Here is a 26,797-nt window from a genome sequence, read left to right as displayed (position 1 = left end):
CCGCGGGGACCCCGTATGAGCGGACTCTCACCTGCGGTCGAGCAGGCCATCGCCGCGATCGAGGCGGGGCCGCACGGTCCCGAGGTCGGCGCGTTCTTCGACCTCGACGGCACACTCGTGGCCGGCTACACCGCCGCGACCTTCTACGGCGACCGGCTCCGTGGCCGCGAGGTGTCGCCGGCCGAGTTCCTGCGCACCGTGGTGACCGCGGTCGACGGCGAGCTCGGTGGCGACCCGACCGCGATCGCCCACGTCGCCTTCTCGGCGATGCGCGGTGAGTCCGAGGAGGCCTTCGCCGACCTGGGCGAGCGGCTGTTCCGGTCCAAGATCGCAGGCACCATCCGGCGCGAGTCGCGCGCGCTCGTCGCCGCCCACCAGCGCGCCGGCCACACCGTCGCCATCGCCTCGGCCGCCACCCGCTACCAGATCGGGCCCGTCGCCCGGGACCTCGGCGTCGAGCACCTCGTCTGCACCCAGCTGGTCGTCGAGGACGGCCAGTTCACCGGCGCCACCGACGGGCCGATGCTGTGGGGCAGGCACAAGGCGACCGGCGTACGCACGTTCGCGAAGGCGCACGCCGTCGACCTCGCACAGTCCTACGCCTACGGCAACGGCTACGAGGACGTCGCCTTCCTCTCCTCCGTCGGCCACCCGACCGCGCTCAACCCGCACCGCGACCTGCGCTCGGCCGCCGCCCGCCTCGGCTGGCCGGTGCTCGACCTGAGCGACCCGGTCGGCGGGTCGCTCGTCGCCGCCGGTCGTACGCTCGGCGCGCTGGCCGGCATGAACGCCGGCGTCGTCGCCGGGCTCGCCTACGGCCTGGCCCGCGGCAACCGGCGCGAGGGACGCAACGTCGCGGTCAAGCTGGCCACCCACATCCCGATGACGGTGGCCGGCGTCTCGATGAACGTCCTCAACCAGGAGCGGCTCTGGACCCACCGGCCGGCGATCTTCGTGGCCAACCACCAGAGCTCGCTCGACATCCCGGTGCTCGGCCGCTTGCTCGAGCGAGACTTCACGATCGTGGCCAAGAAGGAGGCGCGCTGGGACCCGCGTGCCATCGTCGGGTCCGCGGTGATCGACCCGGCCTACATCGACCGCTCCGACTCGGGGTCCGCGCGCGCCACCCTCGACGGCGTCGTCGAGCGGATCCGCAGCGGCACGTCGCTGATGATCTTCCCCGAGGGCACCCGCTCCGCGACGCCGGTGCTCGGCCCCTTCCGCAAGGGCGCCTTCCACCTCGCCGCGCAGGCCGGCGTCCCGGTCGTGCCCGTCGTGCTCCGCAACACCGGCGAGCTGATGCGCCGCAACTCCCTCGTGCTCAACCCCGGCGTCGTCGACGTGTGCGTGCTCGAGCCCGAGACCGACTGGACCAAGGACGGGATGAGCGAACGGATCGCCGCACTGCACACCAAGTTCGAGGAGACGCTGGCGAGGTGGCCTCAGTGAGCAGCGAGGACTTCGAGCGCTGGGGCGGTGCCGCGACCTGGTCGGCCGCGCCCGAGCTGACGGCGATGCAGACGCTGATGTGGCGCTCCGAACGTCACCCCGTCCAGTCGTCCACCTCCACCGTCGTCATCGACCTCGACCGGGCGCCGGACTGGAAGCGCTTCGTCGCCGCGACCGACTGGGGCACCCGACTCGTACGACGCCTCCGCCAGCGCGTGGTCGACCCGGTCGTGCCGACCGCGGCGCCGACGTGGGCCGACGACCCGACCTTCGACCTCGCCTACCACCTGCGTCGCGAGCGGGTCGCCGACCGCGCGGAGATGCTGGCCCAGGCAGCCCAGATCGCGCTGCGCCCCTTCGACCGGTCGCGGCCGCTGTGGGAGGGCGTGCTCTTCGAGGTGGGCGAGGAAGCGGCGTACGTCCTCAAGATCCACCACGCGCTCGCCGACCCGCTCGGCACCGTGCAGCTGCTCTCGATGCTCCAGTCGGGCAAGCGGTCGCACACCGCCCGCAAGCCGCTCGCCGACGACGTGCCGTACGTCGCCGCCGACCCGGTCGAGCTCGCGGTCTCCGGGCTGCGCGCCGACGTGGCCTCGCTGCCGGAGGCCGCGGCGACGACGCTGCGCAACCTCGGGGTTGCCGCCGCACGGCCGCAGTCCGCGCTGGCCTCGGCGCTGCGCTACGGCGCGTCCGTACGCCGCCTCGTCACCCAGGCCGCCCCGCCGTCCCCGGAGCTCACCCCGCGCACCGGGCGGATGTGGTCGTTCCTCACCTTCGACGCCCCGCTCGAGCCGCTGCGCGCGGTCGCGCGGCAGGGTGGCGGCACCCTCGACGACGCCGCGGTCGCGCTCGTGCTCGGTGGGCTGGGTCGCTACCACGCCCGCCGCGGCAGCCCGATCACCGAGCTGCCCGTCGGGGTGCGCGTCTCCTTGAACCGCGCCGACGACCTCGGCAACCGGTTCGCCGGCGCCCTGATCTCCGGCCCGCTGACGATCGACGACCCGGTCGACCGGGTCGCGGCCGTCCGCGGCGAGATCCTGTCGCTCCACACCGAGCGCGCGCTCGAGGTGCTCGACGCGGCGGCCCCGGTGATGAACCGGATGCCGGCCTTCGTCGGCGCGTCCGCGCTGCGCAGTGCGGCCGTCCCCGACGCCTTCGTCCTGACGCTGCCCGGGCCGCCGAAGAAGCGCTTCATGGCCGGCGCCGAGGTGAAGGGGATGTACGTCCTCGGGCCGCTGCCCGGTGCCGCGCTCACCGTGTGCCTGGTGACCGTCGCCGACACCGCCTGCATCGGGGTCAACGTCGACGCCAGCGCCGTCGCCGACCTCGCCGGGCTCGAGCAGTGCCTCGCCGACGAGGTCGCGGCCATGACCCAGGTGGTCGAGTAGCCCCCTTTCAGGTGGTCGAGTAGCCGAGCGAGGAACGAGCGAGGCGTATCGAGACCCCCTCCATAGGTGGGTCTCGATACGCCGCTCGCTGGCGCTCGCGTGCTACTCGACCACCTACGGGGAGGCGCGCTCGCGTGCTACTCGACCACCTACGGGGAGGCGCGCTCGCGTGCTACTCGACCACCTACGGGGAGGGGCGCTCGCGTGCTACTCGACCAGCTGTGCGAACCGGGTGGCGGGACCAACCGCTGACCAACGGTCGGCGTGGTCCCCTGCGCCGGTGACGACACTGACCGACGGCAGCATGCGGGCGCAGGTGGCCGACTCCTGGCACCTGTCCGCCGCGTCCGGCGTGGACGCCGGGGCCGCGGAGGCGCCGATCACGCTGGCCGAGGGCGACCTGCGCGACCACCGAGAGGCGCACCCGCTGGCGCGGGTCTTCCCACTGCTCGACGACGTGCTCGGCCAGGCGGCCCGCGAGTGCGGCGCGATCATGGCCGTCAGCGATGCGGCCGGGCAGCTGCTCTGGGTGTGCGGCACGCCGTCGACCCTGCGCAAGGCCGAGTCGATCGGCTTCGTCGAGGGCTCCAACTGGGACGAGCGGATGGCCGGCACCAACGCCCCCGGCATGGCGCTGCGCCTCGGCCAGACGGTTCAGGTGCGCGGCTCCGAGCACTTCCGCCGCTCGGTCCAGCCGTGGAGCTGTGCGGCCACGCCCATCCTCGACCCGACGTCGTCCACGCTGCTCGGCGTCCTCGACGTCACCGGAGGTGACGACATCGCGGTCCCGCAGACCACCGCGATGGTGCGGGCCGCCGCCCGGATGGCCGAGGCCGAGCTCGCACGCGAGCTGCTCTCGGGACGCCCCCAGGCCCCGACGGCCAACGGTCTCCAGGTGGGCGTCGAGCTGCTCGGCCGCCACGAGGCCCTGCTCACGGTCGGCTCCGCGGGCCGTACGGCGACGCCGATCCGGCTCACCCCGCGCCACTCCGAGATCGTGCTGCTCCTCGGCACCGCCTCGCACGGCCTGTCCGGCGACGAGCTGGCCGTGCTGCTCTACGAGGACGACGGCGCCTCCTCGACCCTGCGCGCCGAGCTCAACCGGCTGCGGCACCTGCTCGGTGACGAGCTCCTCCTCTCGCGCCCCTACCGCCTGGCCGCGGCGATCGCCGGCGACTGGCTGGCCGTGGAGGCGCAGCTCGCTGCGGGCGACCTCCGCGGAGCGCTGCGGGCCTATCGCGGTCCGGTCCTGCCCCGCTCGACCGCACCTGGCGTCGTACGGCTCCGGGAGCAGCTGCACCACTCGCTGCGCGCCGCCCTGCTGGCCGGGCGGGAGCCGGACCTGATGTCGACGTGGACCCGGACGGCGTGGGGTGCCGACGACTACGAGGTCTGGCAGGCCCAGCGCGACGTCGTCGGCCCGACGTCGCCGATGCGCGCCCTCGTCGAGGGGCAGATCGCCCGGCTGGACCGGGACCTTGCCTGACGGTTTCGAGGCTCGCGGCGCTCGCACCTCAACCGCCGGTGGGTGACGCAACGTCGTTGCAACGTGCCGCTTCCTAACGTGACGGACGTCACTTCCTCCCACGCCTTGGAGCAGCACATGACCGTCTACGCACAGCCCGGAACCGCAGACTCGGCCATCGAGGTCAAGAGCCGCTACGGCCACTACATCGGCGGCGAGTGGGTCGACCCGATCAAGGGCGCCTTCTTCGAGAACATCTCGCCGGTCAACGGGAAGCCCTTCACCGAGATCGCCCGCGGCACCGCCGAGGACATCGAGAAGGCGCTCGACGCCGCGCACAACGCCGCGCCCGCCTGGGGTCGTACGTCGGCCACCGACCGCTCCAACGTCCTGCTCAAGATCGCCGACCGGATGGAGGCGGCGCTCGAGGACCTCGCCGTCATCGAGACGTGGGACAACGGCAAGGCCGTCCGCGAGACGCTCAACGCCGACCTGCCGCTGGCGGTCGACCACTTCCGTTACTTCGCCGGCGTGCTCCGCTCGCAGGAGGGCACGATCTCGGAGATCGACGAGAACACGATCGCCTACCACTTCCACGAGCCGCTCGGCGTCGTCGGCCAGATCATCCCGTGGAACTTCCCGATCCTGATGGCGGTCTGGAAGCTGGCGCCCGCGCTGGCCGCCGGCAACGCCGTCGTGCTGAAGCCCGCCGAGCAGACCCCGTGGTCGATCCTCAAGCTCGCCGAGATCATCGGCGACCTGCTCCCTGCCGGCGTGCTCAACATCGTCAACGGCTTCGGCGTCGAGGCCGGCAAGCCGCTCGCGTCGTCCCCGCGGATCTCCAAGATCGCCTTCACCGGCGAGACGACCACGGGCCGGCTGATCATGCAGTACGCCAGCGAGAACATCATCCCGGTCACCCTCGAGCTCGGCGGCAAGAGCCCGAACATCTTCTTCGAGGACGTCGCCGCCCAGCGCGACGCGTTCTACGACAAGGCGCTCGAGGGCTTCACGATGTTCGCCCTCAACCAGGGCGAGGTCTGCACCTGCCCGAGCCGCGCGCTGGTGCAGCGCTCGATCTACAGCGACTTCGTGCCCGACGCGATCGCGCGGGTCGAGGCGATCACCCAGGGCAACCCGCTCGACACCACCACGATGATGGGCGCCCAGGCCTCCAACGACCAGCTCGAGAAGATCCTGTCGTACCTCGACATCGGCAAGGCCGAGGGCGCCAAGGTCCTCACCGGCGGCGAGCGCAACGTGCTCGAGGGCGACCTCGCCGAGGGCTACTACGTCCAGCCCACGGTCTTCGAGGGCGACAACTCGATGCGGATCTTCCAGGAGGAGATCTTCGGCCCGGTCGTCGCGCTGACGTCCTTCGACGAGGAGGCCGACGCCCTCAAGCTCGCCAACGACACGTTGTACGGCCTCGGTGCCGGCGTGTGGTCGCGTGACGGCTCCCGCGCCTTCCGCGCCGGCAAGGAGATCCAGGCCGGTCGCGTCTGGACCAACTGCTACCACGCCTACCCGGCCCACGCGGCCTTCGGCGGCTACAAGCAGTCCGGCATCGGGCGCGAGACCCACAAGATGATGCTCGACCACTACCAGCAGACGAAGAACCTGCTCGTGTCCTACTCCCCGGACGCCCTCGGCTTCTTCTGATGAGTCGAGTCTCCGTCTCCGGTGAGGCGGCGGACCTGATCCGCCGCCTCACCGGGCTCCACGGCCCGGTGATGTTCCACCAGTCCGGCGGCTGCTGCGACGGCTCCGCCCCGATGTGCTACCCCGACGGGGAGTTCCGCCTCGGCGGGAGCGACGTACACCTCGGTGACCTCGACGTCGGCCTGGAGCGTCCGGTGCCGGTGTGGATGTCGAAGGCGCAGTTCGCGTACTGGAAGCACACCCACCTCACCATCGACGTGGTCGTCGGCCGCGGTGCCGGCTTCTCCCTCGAGGCCCCCGAGGGCGTGCGCTTCCTGATCCGCTCGCGCCTGATGACCGACTCCGAGCTGGTCGAGTAGTCGTCTCTCAACCAGCGGGGTCCGCGTGGGTCGGGCCGACGTAGCAGAGCATCCGGTAGTCGACGCCGGGCTCGATGTTCACGAACCCGTGCCGCTCGTAGAAGCGGCGGGTGTCGGTGTCGATCTCGTCGACGTTGATGTGCATCTCGGGCGAGCCGAGGTCGCGCACCAGTCGCTTGCAGAGCTCGAGGATCGCGGTGCCGATGCCGTGGTCGCGCAGGGCCGGTACGACGTAGAGCTCCTCGAGCTGGGAGACCGGGCCGTCGAACCAGATGGCCGGCCGCAGGCTCACCAGGGCGAACCCCACCGGCTCGGCGGAGTCCTCGACGGAGTCCTCGGCCAGGACCGCGACGATCCCGTCGAGCTCGAGCAGCCGTGTGAAGCGGTCGGCCAGCACCTCCGCGTCGTCGGTCGCGGTCTCGAACTCGGTGTTGAAGTCCCAGAGCAGGCGGCCGAGCACCCCGGCGTCGCCGGGTGTGGCTCGACGGACCTCGCTCATGTCGGCAGGGTACGACCCGATCGCTCCAGGAGCATCGCGTCGATCGCCGCGGGGGCGAGCGCGTTGTCGAGCGCCATGACGGCGCAGCCGACCAGGCCCGCCCGGTCGCCGTAGGTCGACGGCAGCACCTGCAGGTCGCGGGTCGCGAGCGCGGTCGCGCGGGCGTAGATGCTCTCCCGCAGGCCCGCGGCGTAGACGTCGAAGGCGGCGGACATGTCGCCGCCGACGACGACGGCGTGCGGGTTGAGCAGGGTGATGGCCGTGCCGAGGACCTCGCCGACGAGGCGTCCGCTCTCGCGCAGCAGCGCCTTGGCCTCGGCGTCACCGGCCAGGGCGAGCGCGGTGAGCTCGCGGACGTGGTGCACCTCGCGGCCGGACTCGGCGCAGCGCGCGACGAGCGCCCAGCCCGCGGCCGCCGCCTCCAAGCAGCCCACGGCGCCGCAGCGACACCCCCGTCCGGCCGCGGCATCGACCGGCACGTGCCCGATCTCGCCGGCACCGCCGAGGTGGCCGCTGACCACGTGGCCGCCGGCGATGATCCCGAGGCCGAGCCCGGTCGAGGCCTTGAGCACCAGCAGGTCGTCGTACGACGACGCGTGCCCGAGGCGCTCCGAGAGGGCGAGCACGTCCGCGTCGTTGCCGACGTGCAGCGGTGCGTCCGTCGCGGTGGCGAGGTAGGGCGCGAGGTCGACGCCGTCCCAGCCGGCGATCACCGGCGAGGCGAGGCTCACGCCGCGGACCGGGTCGACCGTGCCGGGCAGGCTGATGCCGACGCCGAGGACGGGCCGGTCGTGGGCCGCGACGAGCTCCGCGAGGTGGGCGGCGACCGGAGGCAGCACCTCGTCGGGGCCCGCGCCGACCTCGTGGTCGACCGATGCCGAGCCCAGCTCGGTGCCGGCGAGGTCGAAGGCGGCCAGCTGCGTGCGCGAGCGGCCGATCGCCGCCGCGAGCACCGTGCCGGCGTCGACGTTGAAGACGAGGCTGCCGGGCGGTCGGCCGCCGGTGCTGGCGAGCTCCTCGCCCAGCAGCAGGAGTCCCGCGTCGGTGAGGGCGGCGACCCGGGCGACGACCGCGGTGCGCGACATGCCGGTGATCCGGCCCAGGTCGGAGCGGGTCTGGGCCTCGCCGCTGCGCAGCAGCTCGAGCAGGTCCCCCGCGGTCTCGTTCATCGTCCCCGATCCTAAGGTGCGGGTAGTTAGGTCTCAAAAAGTCCTAAGTGGTGGTCACAAAAGACCGAACGTGCTCTACGGTGGATCAGGTGACCCTTCCGACCACCGAGCTCACCACCGAGCTGCCCGCCTGCGACTTCGTCGTCTTCGGCGGCACCGGCGACCTCGCCCTGCGCAAGCTGCTGCCTGCGCTCTACCACCGTGAGCGCGAGCACCAGCTGCCGCGCGACTTCCGGATCATCGGCGCCTCGCGCAGCCACCTCGACGACGAGGGCTACCGCGCGCTCGCCGCCGAGGCCCTCAACCGCCACGTCGACCCGGCCGACCTCGACGCCGAGGCGGTCGACCGCATGCTCGGCCGCATCCACCACCTCACCGTCGACGCGGGCGACCCGGAGGGCTGGCACCTCCTGCACGGCCTGCTCAAGGACCGCGAGCACGGCCAGGTCCGCGCGTTCTACCTCGCCGTCGCCCCGGCGCTGTTCGGCCCGATCTGCGAGCGGCTCGACGAGATCGGCGTCGTCGACGCCAGCTCGCGCGTCGTGATGGAGAAGCCGGTCGGCACCGACCTGGCGTCCGCTCGCCTCGTCAACGACGCGGTCGGGCGGGTGTTCGCCGAGCACCAGATCTTCCGGATCGACCACTACCTCGGCAAGGAGAGCGTGCAGAACCTCCTCGTCACCCGCTTTGCCAACACCTTCCTCGAGCCGCTGTGGAACTCCCGCTGGGTCGACCACGTGCAGATCACCGTTGCCGAGACGTTGGGCGTCGGCGACCGCGGCGCCTACTACGACACGTCGGGCGCGCTGCGCGACATGGTGCAGAACCACCTCCTGCAGCTGCTCTGCCTCGTCGCGATGGAGCCGCCGACCTACGTCGGCCGCGAGACCGTGCGCGACGAGAAGCTCAAGGTGCTCCAGGCGTTGCGGCCGATGTCGGCCGAGGACGTGGACCGCGACACCGTCCGCGGCCGCTACGGCCAGGGGGTCGTCGGCGGCGCTGTCGTGCCGTCGTACGCCGAGGACCTCGGGCTCGGCGACGGACGCGAGGCCAGCGCCACGGAGACCTTCGTGGCGCTGCGGGCCGAGGTGCAGAACTGGCGCTGGGCGGGGGTCCCGTTCTTCCTCCGCACCGGCAAGCGGATGGGGCACCGGCTCTCCGAGATCGTGGTGGTCTTCAAGGAGCCGCCGCACGCGATGTTCCCGCACTCCGAGGGCGCCGCCCTCGGCAACCGGCTCCACATCCAGCTCCAGCCCGAGGAGGGCATGCGGCTGCACATGACGGCCAAGGAGCCCGGCCCCGGCGGCATCCGGCTGCACCCGGTGTCGCTCGACCTCAGCTATGCGACCGCGTTCTCCGAGCGCTCGCCCGACGCCTACGAGCGCCTGCTCATGGACGTCATCAAGGGCAACCCGACCCTGTTCATGCGCCGCGACGAGGTCGAGGCCGCGTGGGCGTGGGTCGAGCCCATCCTGTGCCGATGGCGCGACAGCGGCGTCGCCCCGAAGCGCTATCCCGCCGGCACGTCCGGCCCCACCGCAGCGGCCATGCTCCTCGAGCGCGAGGGCCGCACCTGGCAGGAGATCGAATGACCGAGCAGACCCTCCACCCCGTCATCGCGGACGTGACCCGCCGCCTGGTCGAGCGGAGCGCGCCCAGCCGGGCGGCGTACCTCTCCCGCGTGCGCGCCGCGGCCGGCACCGGCCCCGCCGCCCGCACCGACCTGGGCTGCGCCAACCTCGCCCACGGGTTCGCAGCGAGCGAGCCGACTGAGAAGGTCGCCCTGCGCGGGCGCACCAAGCCCAACCTGGCGATCGTCACGAGCTACAACGACATGCTCTCCGCGCACCAGCCCTTCGTGGACTACCCGCCGGCGCTGAAGAAGGCGGCAGTCCGGGCCGGCGGCCTCGCCCAGGTCGCCGGCGGCGTGCCGGCGATGTGCGACGGCATCACCCAGGGCCGTGCGGGCATGCAGCTCTCGCTCTACAGCCGTGACGTCATCGCGATGTCGACGGCGATCGCGCTGAGCCACGACATGTTCGACGGCGCACTGCTGCTCGGCGTCTGCGACAAGATCGTGCCGGGGCTGCTGATCGGCGCGCTGTCCTTCGGCCACCTGCCGACCGTCTTCGTGCCGGCCGGGCCGATGCCCTCGGGCCTGCCCAACGGCGAGAAGGCGCGAGTGCGCCAGCTGCACGCGGAGGGCAAGGCGACCCGCGACGAGCTGCTCGCGGCGGAAGCGGCGTCGTACCACTCCAAGGGCACCTGCACGTTCTACGGCACAGCCAACTCCAACCAGCTGCTGATGGAGGTGATGGGCCTGCACCTGCCGGGCTCGTCCTTCGTCAACCCCGGTACGCCGTTGCGCGAGGCGCTGACGCGGGCCGCGGCCGAGCGCGCCGTCGCGATCACCCGCCAGGGCGGCGAGCCGACGCCGGTCGGCGAGCTCGTCGACGAGCGCACGATCGTCAACGCCTGCGTCGCGCTGCTGGCCAGCGGCGGGTCGACCAACCACACGCTGCACCTGGTCGCGATCGCCCGCGCGGCCGGGATCGCGCTCACGTGGGACGACTTGTCGGACCTGTCGGCCGTCGTGCCGCTGCTGTGCCGGATCTACCCCAACGGCCAGGCCGACGTGAACCACTTCCACGCCGCCGGCGGCATCGCCTTCCTCGTGCACACCCTGCTCCGCGCCGGGTTGCTCCACGAGGACGTGCAGACCATTGCCGGCCACGGGCTCTCGCTCTACACCCGCGAGCCGGTGCTGCGCGGGGCCCCCTCCGATGGGCAGAGCCTGACGTGGGAGGAGGGCCCCAAGGCCAGCCTCGACCACACGGTGCTGCGACCGGCCGACGAGCCGTTCGCCGCCGACGGCGGGCTCAAGGTGCTCACCGGGGACCTCGGTACGGCCGTCATCAAGACCTCGGCCGTCGCTCCGGAGCACCGGGTGGTGACCGCGCCGGCGCTGGTCTTCGACGACCAGGCCGACTTCCTCGCCGCCTTCGCCGACGGTGCGCTCGACGGGCGCGACCTCGTCGCGGTGATCCGCTACCAGGGCCCGGCCGCCAACGGCATGCCCGAGCTGCACAAGCTCACCCCAGCCCTCGGAGTGCTCCAGGACCGCGGGCAGCAGGTCGCGATCGTCACCGACGGCCGCATGTCCGGCGCGTCCGGCAAGGTGCCGGCGGCCATCCACGTCACCCCCGAGGCGGCCCTCGGTGGCCCGCTGTCGTGCGTGCGCGACGGCGACCTGGTGACCGTCGACGCGCTCACCGGGCGGCTGACGGTCGAGGCCGACCTGCGGTCCCGGCCCGCCACCGGCCGCGGGCCCGAGGGCGACGAGTTCTCCGGCACCGGCCGCGAGCTGTTCGCCGCCTTCCGCGCCACCGTCGGCCCGGCCGACGCCGGCGCCAGCGTCTTCCCCGCGTTCGACATGCCCACCCCGGAGGTGCCCGTTGCCCAGCACGCCTGATTCCGTCCTCGACGTCGTCCCCGTCATGCCCGTGGTCGTCGTCGACGACCTCGCCGACGCCGTCCCTCTCGCCCGCGCGCTCGTGGCCGGCGGCCTGCCCGCCATCGAGCTGACCCTCCGCACATCGGTCGCGCTCGACGCCATCGCTGCGATCAGCGACGAGGTGCCCGAGATCCTCGTCGGCGCCGGCACGATCCTCACCCCCGGCCAGGCCAAGGAGGCCCACGACGCCGGTGCCGGCTTCCTCGTGTCGCCCGGCGCGACCCCGGCCCTGCTGGAGGGCATGGCCGCTACCGGGCTGCCGTTCCTGCCCGGGACCTCCACGGTCTCCGAGGCGCTGGCCGTGCTGGAGCTCGGGTTCACCGAGATGAAGTTCTTCCCCGCCGAGGCCTCCGGCGGCACGGCGTGGCTCTCCTCGCTCGCCTCACCGGTGCCGGCCGCCCGCTTCTGCCCGACCGGCGGCATCACCGCCGCCACCGCGGCGTCGTACCTCGCCCTCCCCAACGTCGGCTGCGTAGGCGGCTCGTGGCTGACGCCCGCCGACGTCGTACGCCGTGGCGACTGGGCCGAGGTCGAGCGGCGGGCTGCGGCCGCCGCGGCCCTGGGTAGTCCAGTGAGCAATGGCTGACGTGGCCCGGTAGTCCAGTGACGGTTGGCTGAGGTCGCGGCCAGATCTCAGCCATCCGTCTCTGGACTACCTCGACGGGAGATCAGCGGTGGGACCTGAAGAAGTCGTCGAGCAGGGCCGTGGACTCGGCGGCCAGCACGCCGGCGACGACCTCGGGCCGGTGGTTGAGGCGGCGGTCGCGGACCACGTCCCAGAGCGAGCCGACCGCGCCCAGCTTGTGGTCGTACGCACCGAAGACGAGGCGGTCGACCCGGGCGAGGACGAGGGCGCCGGCGCACATCGTGCAGGGCTCGAGCGTGACGACCAGGGTGCAGCCGGAGAGCCGCCACTCGCCGCGGGTGGCAGCGGCGGCGCGGAGCGCGACGACCTCGGCGTGGCCGGTCGGGTCGCCGTCCGACTCGCGGGTGTTGCGTCCGGTGCCGATCACGGTGCCGGTCTCGTCGAGCACGACGGCCCCGACCGGTACGTCGTCACCGGCGAGCGCGGCCTGCGCCTCGGCGAGGGCCAGGCGCATGGGTGCTTCCCAGGTCATGCAGACGTCAGCCCGACGGCGTCGTCGAAGAGCTTGCCGAACCCGAGCCGGCGCGCGATGTCGGAGAGCATCTCGTCGGGATAGAGCTCGACGTCGTCGAGCAGCGCGCCCATGTCGATGGCGTGGAGGCCGAGGTCGGCGAGCAGGTCGAGGTCGCCGGCCGGGACCTCGACGTCGTCGTCCTCCGGGGGCGGCAGGCCGAGGAAGTCGATGGCCGACTGGGCGAGCTCCCACTCGTCGGCCGCGGTGACGTCGCTGAGCAGGACGCGGGTGTCGCTGCCGTCGACGCGCACGAGCACGAAGAAGTCCTCGTCGACGGCGACCATCCCGACCGCGCCGGCGTCACCGGACAGGCGGCGCAGGGCGTGGCTGAGCGCGTCGATGGAGTCGAACGCGGGCGAGGCGATGTCCTGCAGCTGCCACTCGCCCTCCTCGCGGAAGGCGGCCAGCGCGAAGTCGACCTCGCCGTTCGGCTCGGACATGGAGCGACCCTCCCCACGGTCTACGGACACGTCCAATGTCCCAGAAAGCCGGAGAACCGCCAACCCTGTTTGCCGCGACCGCCCACTAGGGTGGCCCCCATGCGCCTGCACGTGGTGAACCACCCCCTCGTCTCCCACAAGCTCACCGTCCTCCGCGACGAGGACACCGACTCACCGACCTTCCGTCGGCTGACCGACGAGCTGGTCACCCTGCTTGCCTACGAGGCGACCCGCGAGGTCCGCGTCGACCCCAAGCCGATCACCACCCCGGTTGGTCCGACCACGGGCGTGTACCTCGCCCAGCCCAAGCCGATGGTCGTCCCGATCCTCCGCGCCGGGCTCGGCATGCTCGACGGGATGATGCGCCTCCTGCCGACCGCCGAGGTCGGCTTCCTCGGCATGGTGCGCAACGAGGAGACCCTCGAGGCCTCGACCTACGCCGAGCGCCTCCCCGACGACCTGTCCGGCCGCCAGTGCTACGTCCTCGACCCGATGCTCGCCACCGGCGGCACGTTGGCCGCGGCCATCAAGTTCCTCACCGACCGCGGCGCCGACGACATCACCGCGATCTGCCTGCTCGCCGCCCCCGAGGGCGTCGACAACCTCGAGAAGGGCCTCGCCGACCTCGACGTCCCGGTCACCGTCGTGACCGCGGCCCTTGACCAGAAGCTCAACGACAAGGGCTACATCGTCCCCGGCCTCGGCGACGCGGGCGACCGGCTCTACGGCGTCGCCCAGTAGTCCGCCCGCCGCTGGTTGAGCAGCGCGCCCCGCGCCCGTGTCGAGGCCAAGGGGCTCGAAGGCTCAGTCAGCCGACCAGCACCACGTGGAGGGTGCGGGGTCCGTGCACTCCCTCGACCCGGTCGAGCTCGATGTCGCTGGTGGCCGAGGGCCCGCTGATCCAGGTGAGCGGGCGCCGCGGGTCGAGCAGGGCGATCGCGTCGGGTACGTCGGCCACGACCTGCCCCGCGTCGACGATGCAGACGTGCAGGTCGGGCACGAGGCTGATCGCCCGGCGACCCTGGTCCGGCCGGTGGTCGAGCACGATGGTTCCCGTCTCGGCGATGCCGACGGCGGCCCGGGTGACCACCGCGTCGATCGCGTCGAGCTCGGCGGCGGTGAGGCCGCCGTCGGTGACCGAGCCGGCGACCTCGAGCCCCAGCCCGGGAGGTACGACGGCGCGCGCCGGCCCGAGCACGTCGGCCACCACCGACGCCAGGTCGGCGGCCGCGCAGCGGGTCACCTCGGCCCGGTAGTCCTCGACCCGCTCGACGAACAGCGCCACGAGGTCGCCGCGGTCGGGGGCCCGAGGGGCCGGAGGAACGTCCACCGCGGGCGACACGTCGGACAGTGCCGAGCGGACACGCCGGAGGATGTCGTCGCGGGCGCTCATCTTCGGCCCCCGTCGGTGCGGTCCCACCACGCGCGGAAGGACTCCTCCGGCGGTGCGGGCAGGTCGCGCGCCCCGGTCCAGGCGGCGCCGGGGCCGGGCAGGCGGCCGGCGGCGGTGCGGCCTCCGGGCAGCGTCGTACGGCTGAAGCGGCTCAGGACGCGGCCGGCCAGGCCGGAGACGCGCTCGGCCCAGCCGAGGCGACGCGAGTCGGAGAACGTCCACGCTGCCGCCTTCATCGCGACCGCCTCCGGCTTCGGCACCCGGTCGTCGCGGTGCGCGTCGACGACGGCGGCGCGCTGGTCGACCAGGACCGACGGGATGTCGATCCGCACCGGACAGACCTCGAAGCAGGCACCGCAGAGCGAGGAGGCGTACGGCAGCGATGCGGTCTGCTCGTCGGAGACGCCGCGCAGGAGCGGGTTGAGGATCGCGCCGATCGGGCCGGGGTAGACAGAGCCGTAGGCGTGACCGCCGACCCGCTCGTAGACCGGGCAGACGTTGAGGCACGCCGAGCAGCGGATGCAGCGCAGGGCCTGGCGGCCGACCTCGTCGGCGAGGGCGCGGGTGCGGCCGTTGTCGAGAAGGACGACGTGCACCTCCTGCGGTCCGTCGCCGGGCGTCACGCCCGACCAGGTCGAGGTGTAGGGGTTCATCCGCTCGCCGGTCGACGAGCGCGGCAGCAGGCGCAGCATCGGGTCGAGGTCGGACCACGTCGCGACCACCTTCTCGATCCCGACCACGCTGACCAGCACCTCGGGCAGCGTCAGGCACATCCGGCCGTTGCCCTCCGACTCGACGACCACGAGGGTGCCGGTGTCGGCGACGGCGAAGTTGGCGCCGCTGACGCCGACCTTGGCGCGCAGGAACTTCTCGCGCAGGTGCTCACGCGCCGCCCCGGCCAGTACGGCGGGCTCGTCGGTCAGGTCGTCGGGTGCGGGCCGGCCGACGACACCCATCCGGCGGCCGAAGATCTCGCGGACCTCCGACCGGTTGCGGTGGATCGCGGGCACGAGGATGTGGGAGGGCAGGTCCTCGCCGAGCTGCACGATGAGCTCGGCCAGGTCGGTCTCCCAGGCGGCGATGCCCTCGGCCTCGAGGGCCTCGTTCAGGCCGATCTCCTGGGTGGCCATCGACTTCACCTTGACCACCTCGTCGGCCCCGTGTTCGCGGGCGACGGCGGCGACGATCGCGCACGCCTCCTCGGCGTCGCGGGCCCAGTGCACGGTCGCGCCGGCTCGGGTCAGCGACTCCTCGAGGGTCTCGAGGTGGGTGGCGAGGTCGCGCAGCGCGGCCTCCTTCACCCCGGCGCCGGCGAGCCGGAGCTCCTCCCAGTCCTCGACCTCGGCGACCACGCGGGCCCGCTTGTCGCGGATGGTGTGGGTGGCGTGGGCGAGGTTGCGGCGCAGCTGGGTGTCGCCGAGCGCCTCGCGGGCGGCGCTCGGGAAGGCCGGCATGCCGACGAAGGTGCCGCTGCGCTTTTCGGGGTCCCCGCGGCGTTGTTCGGGGGAGCGAAGCGGCGGAGAAGAAGGGCGTGGGGTGTTCATTCGGTGGCCGCCAGGATCTCGGCGAGGTGCATGACGCGTACGCCGGCGCGCTGGCGCGAGAGCACGCCGCCGATGTGCATCAGGCAGGAGTTGTCGCCGGCGACCAGCACCTCGGCACCGGTGTCGCGCACGTGACGCGCCTTGTCGGCGCCCATCGCGACGGAGGTGTCGGCGTTCTTCACCGCGAAGGTGCCGCCGAAGCCGCAGCACTCCTCGGCCTGCGGGAGGTCGACGAGCTGGATCCCGCGGACCGCCTCGAGCAGCCGCTGCGGACGGTCGCCGACGCCTAGCATCCGCAGGCTGTGGCAGGTGGGGTGGTAGGTCACGCGATGCGGGAAGTAGGCACCGACGTCGGTCATGCCGAGCACGTCGACGAGGAACTCGGTGAGCTCGTAGGTCCTCGGCCCAGTCTCGGCAACGGCGGCCACAAGGGCCGGGTCGCCCGAGCGCTCGGCGACGAGCGAGTGCTGGTGGCGGGCCGATCCGGCGCACGAGCCGGACGGCGTGACGATGGCGTCGTAGCCCGCGAAGGCGTCGACGAAGGTGCGCACCACCGGCACGGCCTCGTCGAGGTAGCCGGTGTTGACCATCGGCTGGCCGCAGCAGGTCTGTGCCTGCGGGAAGTCCACGTCGACCCCGAGCCGCCGCAGCAGCCGCACCACGGACTTCCCGGTGTCGGGGAACATGGCGTCGTTGACGCAGGTGATCTGGAGGGCGACCTTCATCCCTTGGCATCCTGCCACTGGCGGGCGCGCGGCGCGTGCCGGCGCAGGTCCTGGGTGCGGGCAACCAGTGCGCGGAGCTCGTCGAGCCCACCGGTGATCGCACCGGCGGCGCGGCCCTGCACGAGCACGTTGCCCAGGGCCGTCGCCTCGACCGGCCCGGCGACGACCGGCAGCCCGGAGCGGTCCGCGAGGGCCTGGCAGAGCAGGGCGTTCTGGCTGCCGCCTCCCACGACGTGCACCTGCCGGACGGTCCGTCCGGCCAGGCTTGCCGCGGTCGCGAGGGCATCGGCGTACGCAGCGGCGAGGCTCTCGACGATGCTGCGCACCAGCGACGCGTCGTCGACCGGAGCCGCCATGTCGTGCTCCGCGCACCACGCCGCGATCCGGCCGGGCATGTCGCCGGGCGCCACAAAGCGCGGGTCCTGCACGTCGAAGAGCGGCACCGGCCCGGTGACGTCGGCAGCCGCGGCGAGCAGGGCGCCGAGGTCGTCGCGACCCCACGTGCGCAGGGTCTCGCTCAGCAGCCAGGTGCCCATCACGTTGGTGAGGAAGCGGATCGTGCCGTCCACACCGCCCTCGTGCGTGAAGTTGGCGGCGCGCGCGGCCTCGGTCAGCACGGGTGCGTCGAGCTCGAGGCCGACGAGTCCCCACGTCCCCAGCGAGACGTACGCCGCGTCCTCCGCCATCGGTACGCCGACCACAGCCGACGCCGTGTCGTGCGAGCCGACGGTCACGACGGGCAGCCCCGGCGCACCGACGGCGGCCCCGACCTCGGGCAGCAGCGTGCCGATCGTCGTACCCGGGTCCACGAGGTCGGCGAAGAGGTGTGCACGCAGGCCGAGGACCTCGATGAGCGACTCGTCCCAGGCGCCGGTGCGGACGTCGAGCAGGCCGGTGGTCGAGGCGTTGGTCCGCTCCGCGACCTCCACACCCGTGAGCCACGCGGCGAGGAGGTCGGGCACCAGCAGCAGCCGGTCGGCCTCGGTGAGCCGGTCGTCGGCAGCGAGCTGGTAGACCGTGTTGAACGGCAGGAACTGCAGCCCGGTGCGGGCGTAGAGGTCGGCGGGCGACACCCGCTCGTGCACGCGCGCAGGACCGACCGAGCCGCGACGCTCGTCGCGGTAGTGGAACGGCTCGGCCAGCAGCCGGCCGGCGCGCAGCAGGCCGTAGTCGACCGCCCACGAGTCGATGCCCACGCTGGCCAGCCCCTCGGGCGCCGCCTGCGCGGCGATCCGGAGGCCCTCCAGCGCGTGGCGGTGCAGGGCGGAGACGTCCCAGTGCAGGCCGTCGTCGCCCTCCACCGGGCCGTTGGCGAACCGCGCGGCCGCGGTCAGCCGCAGCACGTCGGGACCGACCTCGCCCAGCATCACCCGGCCGCTCGACGCGCCGAGGTCGACGGCCGCGACGCGGACGGGGGCGGTCCCCGCGATCACCGGAGGAACGCCGCGGCCACGCCGGCGTCGACGGGGACGTGCAGGCCGGTGGTGTGGCTGAGCTCGTCGGAGCAGAGCACGAAGACGGCGTTGGCGATGTTCTCCGGCAGCACCTCGCGCTTGAGCAGGGTGCGCTGGGCGTAGAACTTGCCGAGGTCCTTCTCGTCCACGCCGTAGACCGCGGCTCGCGAGGCGCCCCAGCCGCCGGCGAAGATGCCGGAGCCCTGGACGACGCCGTCGGGGTTCACGCCGTTGACCTTGATGCCGTGCTCACCGAGCTCGGCCGCGAGCAGCCGCACCTGGTGGGCCTGGTCGGCCTTCGCGGCGCCGTAGGCCACGTTGTTGGGACCGGCGAAGATCGAGTTCTTCGAGGAGATGTAGACGATGTCGCCGCCGATGCCCTGCTCGATCATCGCCTTCGCGGTGGCCTTCGAGACGAGGAACGAACCCTTGGCCATCACGTCGTGCTGGAGGTCCCAATCCTTCTCGGTGGTCTCGAGCAGCGAGCGCGACAGCGACAGGCCGGCGTTGTTGACGACCAGGTCGACACCGCCGAACGCCAGCACCGCGGCGTCGACCGCGGCCTGCACCGCTGCCTCGTCGGAGACGTCGACCTGCACGCCGACGGCGACGTCGGTCGAGCCGATCGAGGCAGCCGCGTCCTGCGCCTTCTCCAGCGAGAGGTCGGCGATGACGACGCACGCGCCCTCTGCCGCCAGCTTGCGAGCTGTCGCGAGCCCGATGCCCGAGGCGGCGCCGGTCACGAGCGCGACGCGGGTGGCGAGCGGCTTGGGCGTCGGCATCCGCTGGAGCTTGGCCTCCTCCAGCGCCCAGTACTCGATCCGGAACTTCTCCGACTCGTCGATGGGGGCGTACGACGACAGCCCCTCGGCGCCGCGCATCACGTTGATCGCGTTGACGTAGAACTCACCGGCGACGCGGGCGGTCTGCTTGTCCTTGCCATAGCTGAACATGCCGATGCCGGGCACCAGGATGATCAGCGGGTCGGCGCCGCGCATCGCGGGCCACTCGCCGCCGAGGGCCTTCGCGTTGCGGTCGTAGTACGACGCGTAGTCGGCGCGGTAGGCCTCGTGCAGCTCGGCGACCCGGGTGCGCACCTTGTCCATCGGGGCGTCGGGGCCGAGGTCGAGCACCATCGGCTTGACCTTGGTGCGCAGGAAGTGGTCGGGGCACGACGTACCGAGCCCGGCGAGACGCGGGTGGTTCTTCGAGGCGAGGAAGTCGAGGACGACCTTGTCGTCGGTGAAGTGCCCGACCATCGGGCGATCAGCGGACGCGACGCCGCGCAGGAGCGGCGCGATCTCTGCGGCGCGGGCCCGGCGCTTCGCGGGCGACAGCGGCTCCCACTTCCTCACGCGCGCACCGAACGGGTTCTTCTTCGAGTGCTGCTTGATGTAGCGCTCGGCGGTGCGGATGATCCAGAGCGAGTTCTTGCGGGTCTGCTCGCTGGTGTCGCCCCAGGCGGTGATGCCGTGCCCGCCGAGGATGCAGCCGATCGCCTTCGGGTTCGCCTCCTTGATGGCGGCGATGTCGAGGCCGAGCTGGAAGCCGGGCCGGCGCCACGGCACCCACACGACCTTGTCGCCGAAGACCTCCTTGGTCAGCTGCTCGCCGTCGGCGGCGGTCGCGATCGCGATGCCGGAGTCGGGGTGCAGGTGGTCGACGTGCGCAGCGTCGACGAGGCCGTGCATCGCGGTGTCGATCGAGGGGGCGGCGCCACCCTTGCCGTGCAGGCAGTAGTCGAAGGCCGCGACCATCTCGTCCTCGCGGTCGACGCCGGGGTAGACGTCGACGAGCGCGCGCATCCGGTCCAGCCGCAGCACGGCCAGGCCGGCCGGGGTCAGGGTGCCGAGGTCACCGCCGGAGCCCTTCACCCACAGCAGCTCGACGTCCTCGCCGGTGACCGGGTCGGTCTCGGTGCCCTTGGCGGAGGTGTTGCCGCCGGCGTAGTTGGTGTTCTTCGGGTCGGCGCCCAGCGCGTTCGAGCGAGCCACGAGCTCGGCGACGGTGGGGTTGAGGTCACTCACGGTGCAGGTTCCTTCACTGATGGTTCGGGAGGTGGGGGGTGGTCAGTTCCAGCCGGCCTGGGTGCCGCCGACGCGGTCGGCCTCGATCTGCTGCTGGTAGCCGGACTCGAGGTAGGCGCGCATCGGGTCGGCGGGCAGCCCGCGCTCCTCGCGCCACGCGGCCAGGTCGCGGCGTACGTCGGTGTAGAAGGCGTCCATGAAGATCTCGTTGGCGAGCAGCACGTCGCCGGCGGTGCGGGCCTTGTCGAGGGCGTCGGTGTCGAGGAGCAGCGCGCGGGCGGTCATCTCCTGCACGTTGAGCACCGAGCGGATCTGGCCGGGCACCTTGGCCTCGATGTTGTGGCACTGGTCGAGCATCAGCGCGACCGGGCTGTCGGGGCCGTAGCCGCCACCACGCACGACCTCGACCAGGATCCGGAAGAGCTGGTAGGGGTCGGCCGCACCGACGATCAGGTCGTCGTCGGCGTAGAAGCGGCTGTTGAAGTCGAACGAGCCGAGCTTCCCGAGCCGCAGCAGCTGGGCCACGATGAACTCGATGTTGGTGCCGGGTGCGTGGTGGCCGGTGTCGAGGCACACCATCGCCTTGTCGCCGAGGGCGGCGCAGTGGGCGTACGACGTGCCCCAGTCGGGTACGTCGGTGTGGTAGAACGCCGGCTCGAAGAACTTGTACTCCAGCACGAGCCGCTGGTCGTCGCCGAGCCGGTCGTAGATGGTGCGCAGGCCCTCGGCCAGCCAGTCCTGGCGGGCCCGGATGTCGCCCTGGCCGGGGTAGTTGGTGCCGTCGGCGAGCCAGATCTTCAGGTCGCGCGAGCCGGTCGCGTCCATCACGTCGATGCAGTCGAGGTTGTGCTGCACGGCCTTCGCACGGACGGCCGGGTCGGCGTGGGTGAGGCTGCCGAGCTTGTAGTCGTCGTCCTGGAAGGTGTTGGAGTTGATCGTGCCGAGCCGCACGCCGAGGTCCTCGGCGTAGGTGCGCAGGGCGCCGAAGTCGTCGACGAGGTCCCACGGGATGTGGAGGGCGACGCTCGGCGCGAGGCCGGTGGCGCTGTGCACCTGGGCGGCGTCGGCGATCTTCTCCTGCACGGTGCGCGGGGTGCCGGCGGAGCCGAAGACCTTGAAGCGGGTGCCGGAGTTGCCGTAGGCCCACGAGGGCACCTCGATCGCGAGGTCGCCGAGCCGGTCGCTGATGTCGGAGAAGCTGGTCATCGGGAGTCCTGGGGTGTGTCGGTGGGGGAGAGGGCGGCGAGCTGGTCCTCGAGGTGGAACACCTCGGTCAGCTGCCAGAAGCCCTGGTCGGGCGGGAGGTCGAGGTCCACGAAGAACTCGCCCATCTCCGCCTGCCAGCGGGCGTTGACGTCGGTGCGGGCCATGCCCGCCTGCGCGGCGGCGAGGTCGTCGGTCTCGAGGTAGCCCACGAGCAGGCCGTCCTCGCGCAGGAAGAGGGAGTAGTCGCGCCAGCCCGTGGCCCGGAGGGCCTCGAGCATCTCGGGCCAGACCGCGGCGTGGCGCTCGACGTACTCCTCCATCCGGTCCGTGCGGACCTGGAGGGTGAAGCAGACGCGGGGCATCGCGGTCTCCTCTGGCGTGGTGGTCGGTGGGTCTCGATACGCCGCCTCGTTCCTCGGCGGCTACTCGACCAACCAGGTGGTCGAGTAGCCCCGCGAGGGACGAGCGGGGCGTATCGAGACCCCTGGTGATCAGAAGTCGAAGTCGCCGATGTTGGACTTGTCGAAGGTGAAGGGCTCGCCGAGGAGCACGACGCCGTCGGCGCCGACCTCGAAGGAGCCCAGGTCGCCGGCGTCGAAGGAGTCGCCCTCCTCGCCCGTGATGTCGCCGTTGACGAGCGCGGCGGCGGCGTAGGTCGCGAGGTAGCCCAGGTCGCCCGGGTTCCACAGCGCGAACGAGGCGACGGTGCCGTCCTCGACGTACTCACGCATCTGGTTCGGGGTGCCGAGGCCGGTCAGCGCGACCTTGCCCTTGTACTGGCTGTCCGAGAGGTAGCGCGCCGCGGCGGCGATGCCGACCGTGGTGGGCGAGATGATGCCCTTGAGGTCGGGGTGGTTCTGCAGCAGCGCCTCGGTCTGGTCGAAGGACTTCTGGTCCTCGTCGTCGCCGTAGACCGTGTCGACGAGCTCGATGTCGGCGTAGTCCGGGTTGTCCGCAAGCTCCTTCTCCATCATGTCGATCCACGCGTTCTGGTTGGTCGCGTTGGCCGACGCGGACAGGATCGCGATCTCGCCCTTGCCGCCGATCTGGTCGGAGATCAGCTCGAGCTGCTTGCTGGCGATGCCCTCGGCGGTGGCCTGGTTGATGAACAGGTCGCGGCAGTCGGGGTTGGTGTCGGCGTCGAAGGTGATGACCTTGACGTCGGCGCTGCGGGCCTCGTCGATCGCGTCGCACAGGGCGTCGGGGTCGTTGGCCGAGAGGATCAGGGCGTCCTTGCCCTGCTGCGCGACGGTGTTGATGTACGACACCTGGGCGTCGGGGCTGCCGGTCTCGGGACCGACCTCCTCGATGTCGGCGCCCAGCTCGTCGGCGGCCTTCTCCGCACCCTTGGTGCTGGTGTCGAAGTAGGCGTTGCCGAGGTTCTTCGGGAGCATGGTGAGGCTCAGGGCATCCCCGCCGCCGTCCCCGCCACTGCCGCTGTCGCCGCCGTCGTCGCTGCCGCACCCGGTCATCGCCAGCGCGGCGGTGAGCAGGAGCGCGGCCAGGGCCGTGGGACGCCTGGTGTGGAGCTTCATCGTCTCTCTACCTTTCGTGTTCCTAGACGGCGGCGGATGCCGCGTCCTTGTCGGGGCGCGGTCCCGGAGGAGCCGCTGATGCCTTGCGGGGCAGCCGCGAGCCGGCCCACCCAAGGACGTTCGGGAGGATCACCGAGGCCACGAGCAGCAGGCCGACGATGATGTTGGTGACGTTGACCGTCACGCTCTCCAGGCGCAGCGCGCTGGAGAGGACGCCGATCAGGACGACGCCGGCGAGCACGCCGTGCAGCCGGCCGCGACCGCCGAAGATCGACACCCCGCCGAGCAGGACGGCCGCGATGACCTGGAGCTCGTAGCCGGTGGCGTTGTCGCCGCGGGCGCTGCCGAAGCGGAGGGTGAAGTAGATGCCGGCGAAGGCCGAGACGACACCGGAGAGCAGGAACAGCACCATCTTGGTCCGCGCCACGTCCACCCCGGTGAAGTGCGCGGCCTCGCTGTTGAGCCCGATGTCGTAGACCCCGCGCCCGAAGGTCGAGAAGTGCAGCAGCACCACGAAGCCGATCGCGAGGACGGCGAAGGGGATCATCACCAGCGGGATCCGGCTCTCACCGATCGTGTCGGTGGCGAGGTCGGCCCACTTCTCGGTGAAGTCGGTGACCGCCTTGGTGCCGAGCAGGCCGACCGCGATGCCGCGGAAGAGCGCCAGCGTGCCGATCGTGACGGCGAGGGACGGCAGGCCGACGTACGCGATGAGGAAGCCGTTGAGGGCGCCGCACGCCAGGCCGGCGAGCAGGGCCAGCGCCGCGGCAGCCGGGACCGACATGCCGTTCTCGTGGAGCACGCCGAGCAGCACGCTGCTCAGGCCCATGATGCTGGCGACCGACAGGTCGATCTCGCCGGTGATGATCACCAGCGTCATCGGCAGCGCGATCAGCAGGATCGGCGCGATGTCCTGCAGCAGGAACTTCAGCGTCAGCGGGCCGTCGAAGTTGGGCACGTTGGCCAGCGAGTAGAGGATCACCGCCGCGGTCAGCGCGATGACCGCCGTCTCGCGGGTGAGCAGCACCCGCTGCCACAGCGGCGCCGAGTACGTCGCGTACGTCCGGGCCGGGGCCTGCGTGGTCGTGGTGCTCATGAGTGGTCCCTCGATTCGGCGAGCTTGCGGGCCTGTCGGGCGGCGAGGACGCGGTCGAGCACGATCGCGCCGAGGATCAGCGCGCCGACGACCGCCCGCTGCCAGAAGTCCTCGATGCCGAGGCTGGGCAGCGCCCGGTTGATCGTGACGAGGAGGAAGGCGCCGATGGCGGCGCCCCAGACGGTGCCGCTGCCGCCGAAGATCGCGATGCCGCCGATGACCGCGGCCGCGACGGCCTGGAGCTCGATGCCGTTGCCGACGCTGGAGCTCACCGTGCCGTAGCGCGCGGTGTAGAGGGCGCCGGCGAGACCGGCCAGCGCGCCGCTGAGGACGAACGCGGCGAGCAGGCGACGTCGTACGGGCAGGCCGTAGAGGACGGCCGCGTCGGGGTCGGAGCCGATGGCGTAGAGCTCGCGGCCGCCCCGGGCGGTGTGGAGGTAGTAGCCGACGGCGACGAGCACGACGAGCGCGATGATCGTCAGCACGGGTACGCCGACGACGGTGCGCGTGCCGAGGCGGAGGAACTCGCGCGGCAGGTCGCCGGCGTTGATCCGGTCGCTGCCGGCCCAGGTGAGCATGATGCCGCGGTAGATGTAGAGCGTGCCGAGCGTGATCACGAGCGCGGGGACGTTGCCGTAGGCGACGAGCACGCCGTTGACCAGGCCGAGGACCGCGCCGAGCGCGAGGCAGGCGGCGAGCACCGCGACGATCGGGATGCCGGGCTGCTCGATGAAGAGGCGACCGGTGAGGTAGGCGGTCAGCGCCATCACCGACCCGACCGACAGGTCGACGTTGCGGGTGATGATCACGGCCGCCTGGCCGACGGCGAGGAGCAGCAGCAGCGACGGGTTCAGCAGGAAGTTGCGCCAGCCGTCGGAGCTGAAGAGGAAGCTGTCGTTCTTCGTCGTCGCCAGTACGACGACCGCGACGAGCACCAGGAAGATGGAGAGCTCGCGCGAGCGGAGCACCGTGGTGAGCGCGCGGCGCGTCGGCGAGAGGCGGCTCGGCTCGACGAGGAGGGCCTCGCTCGTCGAGACCTCGGCGTCCGGGGTGTCGAGGTGGGTCTGGCTCATGCGGCGGTCTCCGGGTGGTGGGTGGCGGCGTGCATGACCGCTTCGGGGGTGGCGTCGGCGCGGTCGAGCTCGGCGGTGACCCGGCCCTCGCAGAGCACGACGACGCGGTCGGCCATGCCGAGGACCTCGGGCAGCTCGGAGGAGATCATCAGGATCCCGAGGCCCTGGCCGGCCAGCTCGGAGAGCAGGCGGTGCACCTCGGCCTTGGTGCCGATGTCGATGCCGCGGGTGGGCTCGTCGATGATCAGCAGCTTCGGGCCGGTGGCGAGCCACTTGGCGATGACGACCTTCTGCTGGTTGCCGCCGCTCATCGTGGTGGCGTGCATGTCGAGGGCGCTCGTCTTCACCTCGAGGCGCGCGGCCCAGGGGGCGGTCGCGCGGTTCTCCATCGCCGAGGTGATCAGGCCGGCCTTGGCGATGCCGCGGCGGATCGCACCGGCGACGTTGCGGGCGACGGAGGACTCGATGACCAGGCCCTGCTTGCGCCGGTCCTCGGGGATGAACGCCATGCCCGCGCGGATCGCGGACCGCGGGTCCTTCGCGCGCACGGCCTTGCCGGACATCGTCACGGTGCCGGCGTCGTAGGGGTCGACGCCGAACACGGCCCGGGCGACCTCGCTGCGACCCGCGCCGACGAGGCCGGCCAGGCCGACGATCTCGCCGGCGCGCACCTGGAGGTCGACGTCGTGGAACACGCCGGCCCGGCTCAGGCCGCGCACCTCGAGGACCGTCTCGCCGATGGTGGCGGCGGTCTTCGGGAAGAGCTCGCCGACCTCGCGGCCGACCATGAGGGCGACCAGCTGGTCGACGTCGGTGTCGTCGATGCGCAGCGTGTCGACGTACTCCCCGTCGCGCATGACGGTGACGGTGTCGGCGAGGGCGAAGACCTCGTCGAAGCGGTGGGAGATGAAGACGAGCGCGCGGCCCTCGTCGCGGAGGCTGCGGGCGACGGCGAAGAGCCGCTCGACCTCGACGCCGCTCAGGGCCGCGGTGGGCTCGTCCATGATCAGGAGGCGGGCGTCGAGCGAGATGGCCTTGGCGATCTCGATGATCTGCTGGTCGGCGATCGAGAGGCCCTCGGCCGGGCGGCGCGGGTCGATGCGCACGCCGAGGCGGTCGAAGAGGCGCTCGGCCTCGGCGTACATCGCCTGGCGGTCGATGCGGCGGCCGCGGGCGAGCGGCTGGCGGCCCATGAAGATGTTCTCGGTGACCGACAGGTCGGGGAAGAGCGTCGGCTCCTGGTAGATCACGGCGATGCCGGCCTGCTTGGACTCCGCGGTGCTGCCGAAGTCGACGGCGTCGCCGCCGAGCTCGAAGGTGCCGGCGTCGCGGCGGTGCACGCCGGCGACGACCTTGACGAGAGTCGACTTGCCGGCGCCGTTCTCGCCGACCAGGGCGTGGATCGAGCCGGCCTCGACGCGGATGCTGCCGGAGCGCAGGGCGACGACGGGGCCGAACGACTTGGACACGTCGCGCAGCTCGAGCACCGGTGCGGCGGTGGGCATGTTGCTCCTCGGATTGAAAGGTTTCAACGCAAGGTAGGTGAGGGTCGTCACACGTGTCAACCCCATGTCTCGGCGTGTCTGCTCGCAGAGGTCGAGGTGGCGTGCCGATGGCGTAGGCTGCGCGCCACATCGTT

Annotated in this window: 24 protein-coding genes; 9 read left to right on the top strand and 15 right to left on the bottom strand. The window is 72.1% G+C overall.

The window, feature by feature from the left end:
• The first annotated feature begins 15 nt into the window (after positions 1-15).
• The 5 genes from J2X46_RS09450 to J2X46_RS09430 all read left to right on the top strand — a co-directional run bounded on the left by J2X46_RS09450 (position 16) and on the right by J2X46_RS09430 (position 6,323).
• Complete coding sequence (locus tag J2X46_RS09450; RefSeq protein ID WP_310249544.1) at positions 16-1,449, top strand: HAD-IB family hydrolase; 1,434 nt, start codon at positions 16-18, stop codon at positions 1,447-1,449.
• The gene (locus J2X46_RS09445) at positions 1,446-2,837 is read left to right on the top strand and encodes a wax ester/triacylglycerol synthase domain-containing protein (RefSeq protein ID WP_310249543.1); all 1,392 of its coding nucleotides are present in this window, start codon (positions 1,446-1,448) and stop codon (positions 2,835-2,837) included. Before J2X46_RS09450 ends, J2X46_RS09445 begins: the two co-directional genes overlap by 4 nt.
• A gap of 280 nt (positions 2,838-3,117) precedes the next feature.
• Complete coding sequence (locus J2X46_RS09440) at positions 3,118-4,323, top strand: GAF domain-containing protein (RefSeq protein WP_310249541.1); 1,206 nt, start codon at positions 3,118-3,120, stop codon at positions 4,321-4,323.
• 117 nt (positions 4,324-4,440) lie between these two features.
• Complete coding sequence (locus J2X46_RS09435; protein ID WP_310249539.1) at positions 4,441-5,964, top strand: aldehyde dehydrogenase family protein; 1,524 nt, start codon at positions 4,441-4,443, stop codon at positions 5,962-5,964.
• Positions 5,964-6,323: a DUF779 domain-containing protein gene (locus J2X46_RS09430; protein WP_310249537.1), complete on the top strand. Its 360-nt coding sequence runs from the start codon at positions 5,964-5,966 to the stop codon at positions 6,321-6,323. Before J2X46_RS09435 ends, J2X46_RS09430 begins: the two co-directional genes overlap by 1 nt.
• A gap of 7 nt (positions 6,324-6,330) precedes the next feature.
• Here the strand turns inward: J2X46_RS09430 and J2X46_RS09425 are convergent, their stop codons facing one another.
• Positions 6,331-6,822 carry a GNAT family N-acetyltransferase gene (locus J2X46_RS09425; RefSeq protein ID WP_310249535.1) on the bottom strand — a complete coding sequence of 164 codons (492 nt, stop codon included), beginning with the start codon at positions 6,820-6,822 and terminating at the stop codon, positions 6,331-6,333.
• Entirely contained in the window at positions 6,819-7,991 is a 1,173-nt protein-coding gene (locus J2X46_RS09420; RefSeq protein ID WP_310249533.1) for an ROK family protein, read from the bottom strand. Before J2X46_RS09420 ends, J2X46_RS09425 begins: the two co-directional genes overlap by 4 nt.
• Before the next feature lie 89 nt (positions 7,992-8,080).
• Here J2X46_RS09420 and zwf point away from each other — a divergent pair, with 89 nt between their 5' ends.
• The 3 genes from zwf to eda are packed head-to-tail and all read left to right on the top strand — an operon-like array spanning position 8,081 to position 12,091.
• Positions 8,081-9,583, top strand: coding sequence for a glucose-6-phosphate dehydrogenase (gene zwf, locus J2X46_RS09415; protein ID WP_310249531.1), 1,503 nt, complete (start codon positions 8,081-8,083; stop codon positions 9,581-9,583).
• Positions 9,580-11,463: a phosphogluconate dehydratase gene (gene edd, locus J2X46_RS09410; protein WP_310249529.1), complete on the top strand. Its 1,884-nt coding sequence runs from the start codon at positions 9,580-9,582 to the stop codon at positions 11,461-11,463. The genes zwf and edd overlap by 4 nt, the downstream gene beginning before the upstream one ends.
• Positions 11,447-12,091: a bifunctional 4-hydroxy-2-oxoglutarate aldolase/2-dehydro-3-deoxy-phosphogluconate aldolase gene (gene eda, locus J2X46_RS09405; protein ID WP_310249527.1), complete on the top strand. Its 645-nt coding sequence runs from the start codon at positions 11,447-11,449 to the stop codon at positions 12,089-12,091. The genes edd and eda overlap by 17 nt, the downstream gene beginning before the upstream one ends.
• 82 nt (positions 12,092-12,173) lie before the next feature.
• Here eda and tadA read toward each other — a convergent pair whose 3' ends face one another.
• Together tadA and J2X46_RS09395 are read right to left on the bottom strand one after the other, a co-directional pair.
• A complete protein-coding gene (gene tadA / locus J2X46_RS09400; RefSeq protein ID WP_397213661.1) occupies positions 12,174-12,623 on the bottom strand; it encodes a tRNA adenosine(34) deaminase TadA in 450 nt (149 codons plus the stop codon).
• Complete coding sequence (locus J2X46_RS09395; RefSeq protein WP_310249524.1) at positions 12,620-13,105, bottom strand: tRNA adenosine deaminase-associated protein; 486 nt, start codon at positions 13,103-13,105, stop codon at positions 12,620-12,622. The genes tadA and J2X46_RS09395 overlap by 4 nt, the downstream gene beginning before the upstream one ends.
• 99 nt (positions 13,106-13,204) lie before the next feature.
• Between J2X46_RS09395 and upp the strand changes: the two genes are divergently transcribed.
• A complete protein-coding gene (gene upp, locus J2X46_RS09390; RefSeq protein WP_310249522.1) occupies positions 13,205-13,846 on the top strand; it encodes a uracil phosphoribosyltransferase in 642 nt (213 codons plus the stop codon).
• A gap of 67 nt (positions 13,847-13,913) precedes the next feature.
• On the opposite strand, the gene J2X46_RS09385 is transcribed toward upp, so the two are convergent.
• The 11 genes from J2X46_RS09385 to J2X46_RS09335 form a co-directional block, all read right to left on the bottom strand.
• Positions 13,914-14,498 carry an LUD domain-containing protein gene (locus tag J2X46_RS09385; RefSeq protein ID WP_310249520.1) on the bottom strand — a complete coding sequence of 195 codons (585 nt, stop codon included), beginning with the start codon at positions 14,496-14,498 and terminating at the stop codon, positions 13,914-13,916.
• On the bottom strand, positions 14,495-15,952 hold the full coding sequence (locus J2X46_RS09380; protein ID WP_310249519.1) for a lactate utilization protein B: 1,458 nt from the start codon (positions 15,950-15,952) through the stop codon (positions 14,495-14,497). The genes J2X46_RS09385 and J2X46_RS09380 overlap by 4 nt, the downstream gene beginning before the upstream one ends.
• 86 nt (positions 15,953-16,038) lie before the next feature.
• On the bottom strand, positions 16,039-16,767 hold the full coding sequence (locus J2X46_RS09375) for a (Fe-S)-binding protein (protein WP_310249517.1): 729 nt from the start codon (positions 16,765-16,767) through the stop codon (positions 16,039-16,041).
• Complete coding sequence (locus J2X46_RS09370) at positions 16,764-18,200, bottom strand: rhamnulokinase family protein (RefSeq protein WP_310249515.1); 1,437 nt, start codon at positions 18,198-18,200, stop codon at positions 16,764-16,766. The genes J2X46_RS09375 and J2X46_RS09370 overlap by 4 nt, the downstream gene beginning before the upstream one ends.
• Complete coding sequence (locus tag J2X46_RS09365) at positions 18,197-20,248, bottom strand: bifunctional aldolase/short-chain dehydrogenase (RefSeq protein WP_310249514.1); 2,052 nt, start codon at positions 20,246-20,248, stop codon at positions 18,197-18,199. The genes J2X46_RS09370 and J2X46_RS09365 overlap by 4 nt, the downstream gene beginning before the upstream one ends.
• 42 nt (positions 20,249-20,290) lie before the next feature.
• Positions 20,291-21,454, bottom strand: a complete 1,164-nt coding sequence (gene rhaI / locus J2X46_RS09360; protein WP_310249512.1) for an L-rhamnose isomerase — start codon at positions 21,452-21,454, stop codon at positions 20,291-20,293.
• A complete protein-coding gene (locus J2X46_RS09355) occupies positions 21,451-21,816 on the bottom strand; it encodes an L-rhamnose mutarotase (protein ID WP_310249510.1) in 366 nt (121 codons plus the stop codon). The genes rhaI and J2X46_RS09355 overlap by 4 nt, the downstream gene beginning before the upstream one ends.
• 129 nt (positions 21,817-21,945) lie before the next feature.
• Entirely contained in the window at positions 21,946-22,989 is a 1,044-nt protein-coding gene (gene rhaS / locus J2X46_RS09350; protein WP_310249509.1) for a rhamnose ABC transporter substrate-binding protein, read from the bottom strand.
• Positions 22,990-23,011: 22 nt separating this feature from the next.
• Entirely contained in the window at positions 23,012-24,085 is a 1,074-nt protein-coding gene (locus tag J2X46_RS09345) for an ABC transporter permease (protein WP_310249507.1), read from the bottom strand.
• Complete coding sequence (locus J2X46_RS09340; RefSeq protein WP_310249506.1) at positions 24,082-25,158, bottom strand: ABC transporter permease; 1,077 nt, start codon at positions 25,156-25,158, stop codon at positions 24,082-24,084. Before J2X46_RS09340 ends, J2X46_RS09345 begins: the two co-directional genes overlap by 4 nt.
• Complete coding sequence (locus tag J2X46_RS09335; protein WP_310249504.1) at positions 25,155-26,663, bottom strand: sugar ABC transporter ATP-binding protein; 1,509 nt, start codon at positions 26,661-26,663, stop codon at positions 25,155-25,157. The genes J2X46_RS09340 and J2X46_RS09335 overlap by 4 nt, the downstream gene beginning before the upstream one ends.
• Positions 26,664-26,797 lie beyond the last annotated feature (134 nt).

It is taken from the genome of Nocardioides sp. BE266, assembly GCF_031457855.1.
GTDB lineage: Bacteria > Actinomycetota > Actinomycetes > Propionibacteriales > Nocardioidaceae > Nocardioides.
This window is presented reverse-complemented; position numbering and strand designations above follow the sequence as displayed.

Bases quoted from the DNA above. Each gene is read 5' to 3' on its own strand.
- J2X46_RS09450 (WP_310249544.1), top strand. From the start codon at position 16: ATGAGCGGACTCTCACCTGCGGTCGAGCAGGCCATCGCCGCGATCGAG.
- J2X46_RS09435 (WP_310249539.1), top strand. From the start codon at position 4,441: ATGACCGTCTACGCACAGCCCGGAACCGCAGACTCGGCCATCGAGGTC.
- J2X46_RS09430 (WP_310249537.1), top strand. From the start codon at position 5,964: ATGAGTCGAGTCTCCGTCTCCGGTGAGGCGGCGGACCTGATCCGCCGC.
- J2X46_RS09425 (WP_310249535.1), bottom strand. From the start codon at position 6,822: ATGAGCGAGGTCCGTCGAGCCACACCCGGCGACGCCGGGGTGCTCGGC.
- J2X46_RS09420 (WP_310249533.1), bottom strand. From the start codon at position 7,991: ATGAACGAGACCGCGGGGGACCTGCTCGAGCTGCTGCGCAGCGGCGAG.
- edd (WP_310249529.1), top strand. From the start codon at position 9,580: ATGACCGAGCAGACCCTCCACCCCGTCATCGCGGACGTGACCCGCCGC.
- tadA (WP_397213661.1), bottom strand. From the start codon at position 12,623: ATGACCTGGGAAGCACCCATGCGCCTGGCCCTCGCCGAGGCGCAGGCC.
- J2X46_RS09395 (WP_310249524.1), bottom strand. From the start codon at position 13,105: ATGTCCGAGCCGAACGGCGAGGTCGACTTCGCGCTGGCCGCCTTCCGC.
- upp (WP_310249522.1), top strand. From the start codon at position 13,205: ATGCGCCTGCACGTGGTGAACCACCCCCTCGTCTCCCACAAGCTCACC.
- J2X46_RS09385 (WP_310249520.1), bottom strand. From the start codon at position 14,498: ATGAGCGCCCGCGACGACATCCTCCGGCGTGTCCGCTCGGCACTGTCC.
- J2X46_RS09380 (WP_310249519.1), bottom strand. From the start codon at position 15,952: ATGCCGGCCTTCCCGAGCGCCGCCCGCGAGGCGCTCGGCGACACCCAG.
- J2X46_RS09375 (WP_310249517.1), bottom strand. From the start codon at position 16,767: ATGAAGGTCGCCCTCCAGATCACCTGCGTCAACGACGCCATGTTCCCC.
- rhaI (WP_310249512.1), bottom strand. From the start codon at position 21,454: ATGACCAGCTTCTCCGACATCAGCGACCGGCTCGGCGACCTCGCGATC.
- J2X46_RS09355 (WP_310249510.1), bottom strand. From the start codon at position 21,816: ATGCCCCGCGTCTGCTTCACCCTCCAGGTCCGCACGGACCGGATGGAG.
- rhaS (WP_310249509.1), bottom strand. From the start codon at position 22,989: ATGAAGCTCCACACCAGGCGTCCCACGGCCCTGGCCGCGCTCCTGCTC.
- J2X46_RS09345 (WP_310249507.1), bottom strand. From the start codon at position 24,085: ATGAGCACCACGACCACGCAGGCCCCGGCCCGGACGTACGCGACGTAC.
- J2X46_RS09340 (WP_310249506.1), bottom strand. From the start codon at position 25,158: ATGAGCCAGACCCACCTCGACACCCCGGACGCCGAGGTCTCGACGAGC.
- J2X46_RS09335 (WP_310249504.1), bottom strand. From the start codon at position 26,663: ATGCCCACCGCCGCACCGGTGCTCGAGCTGCGCGACGTGTCCAAGTCG.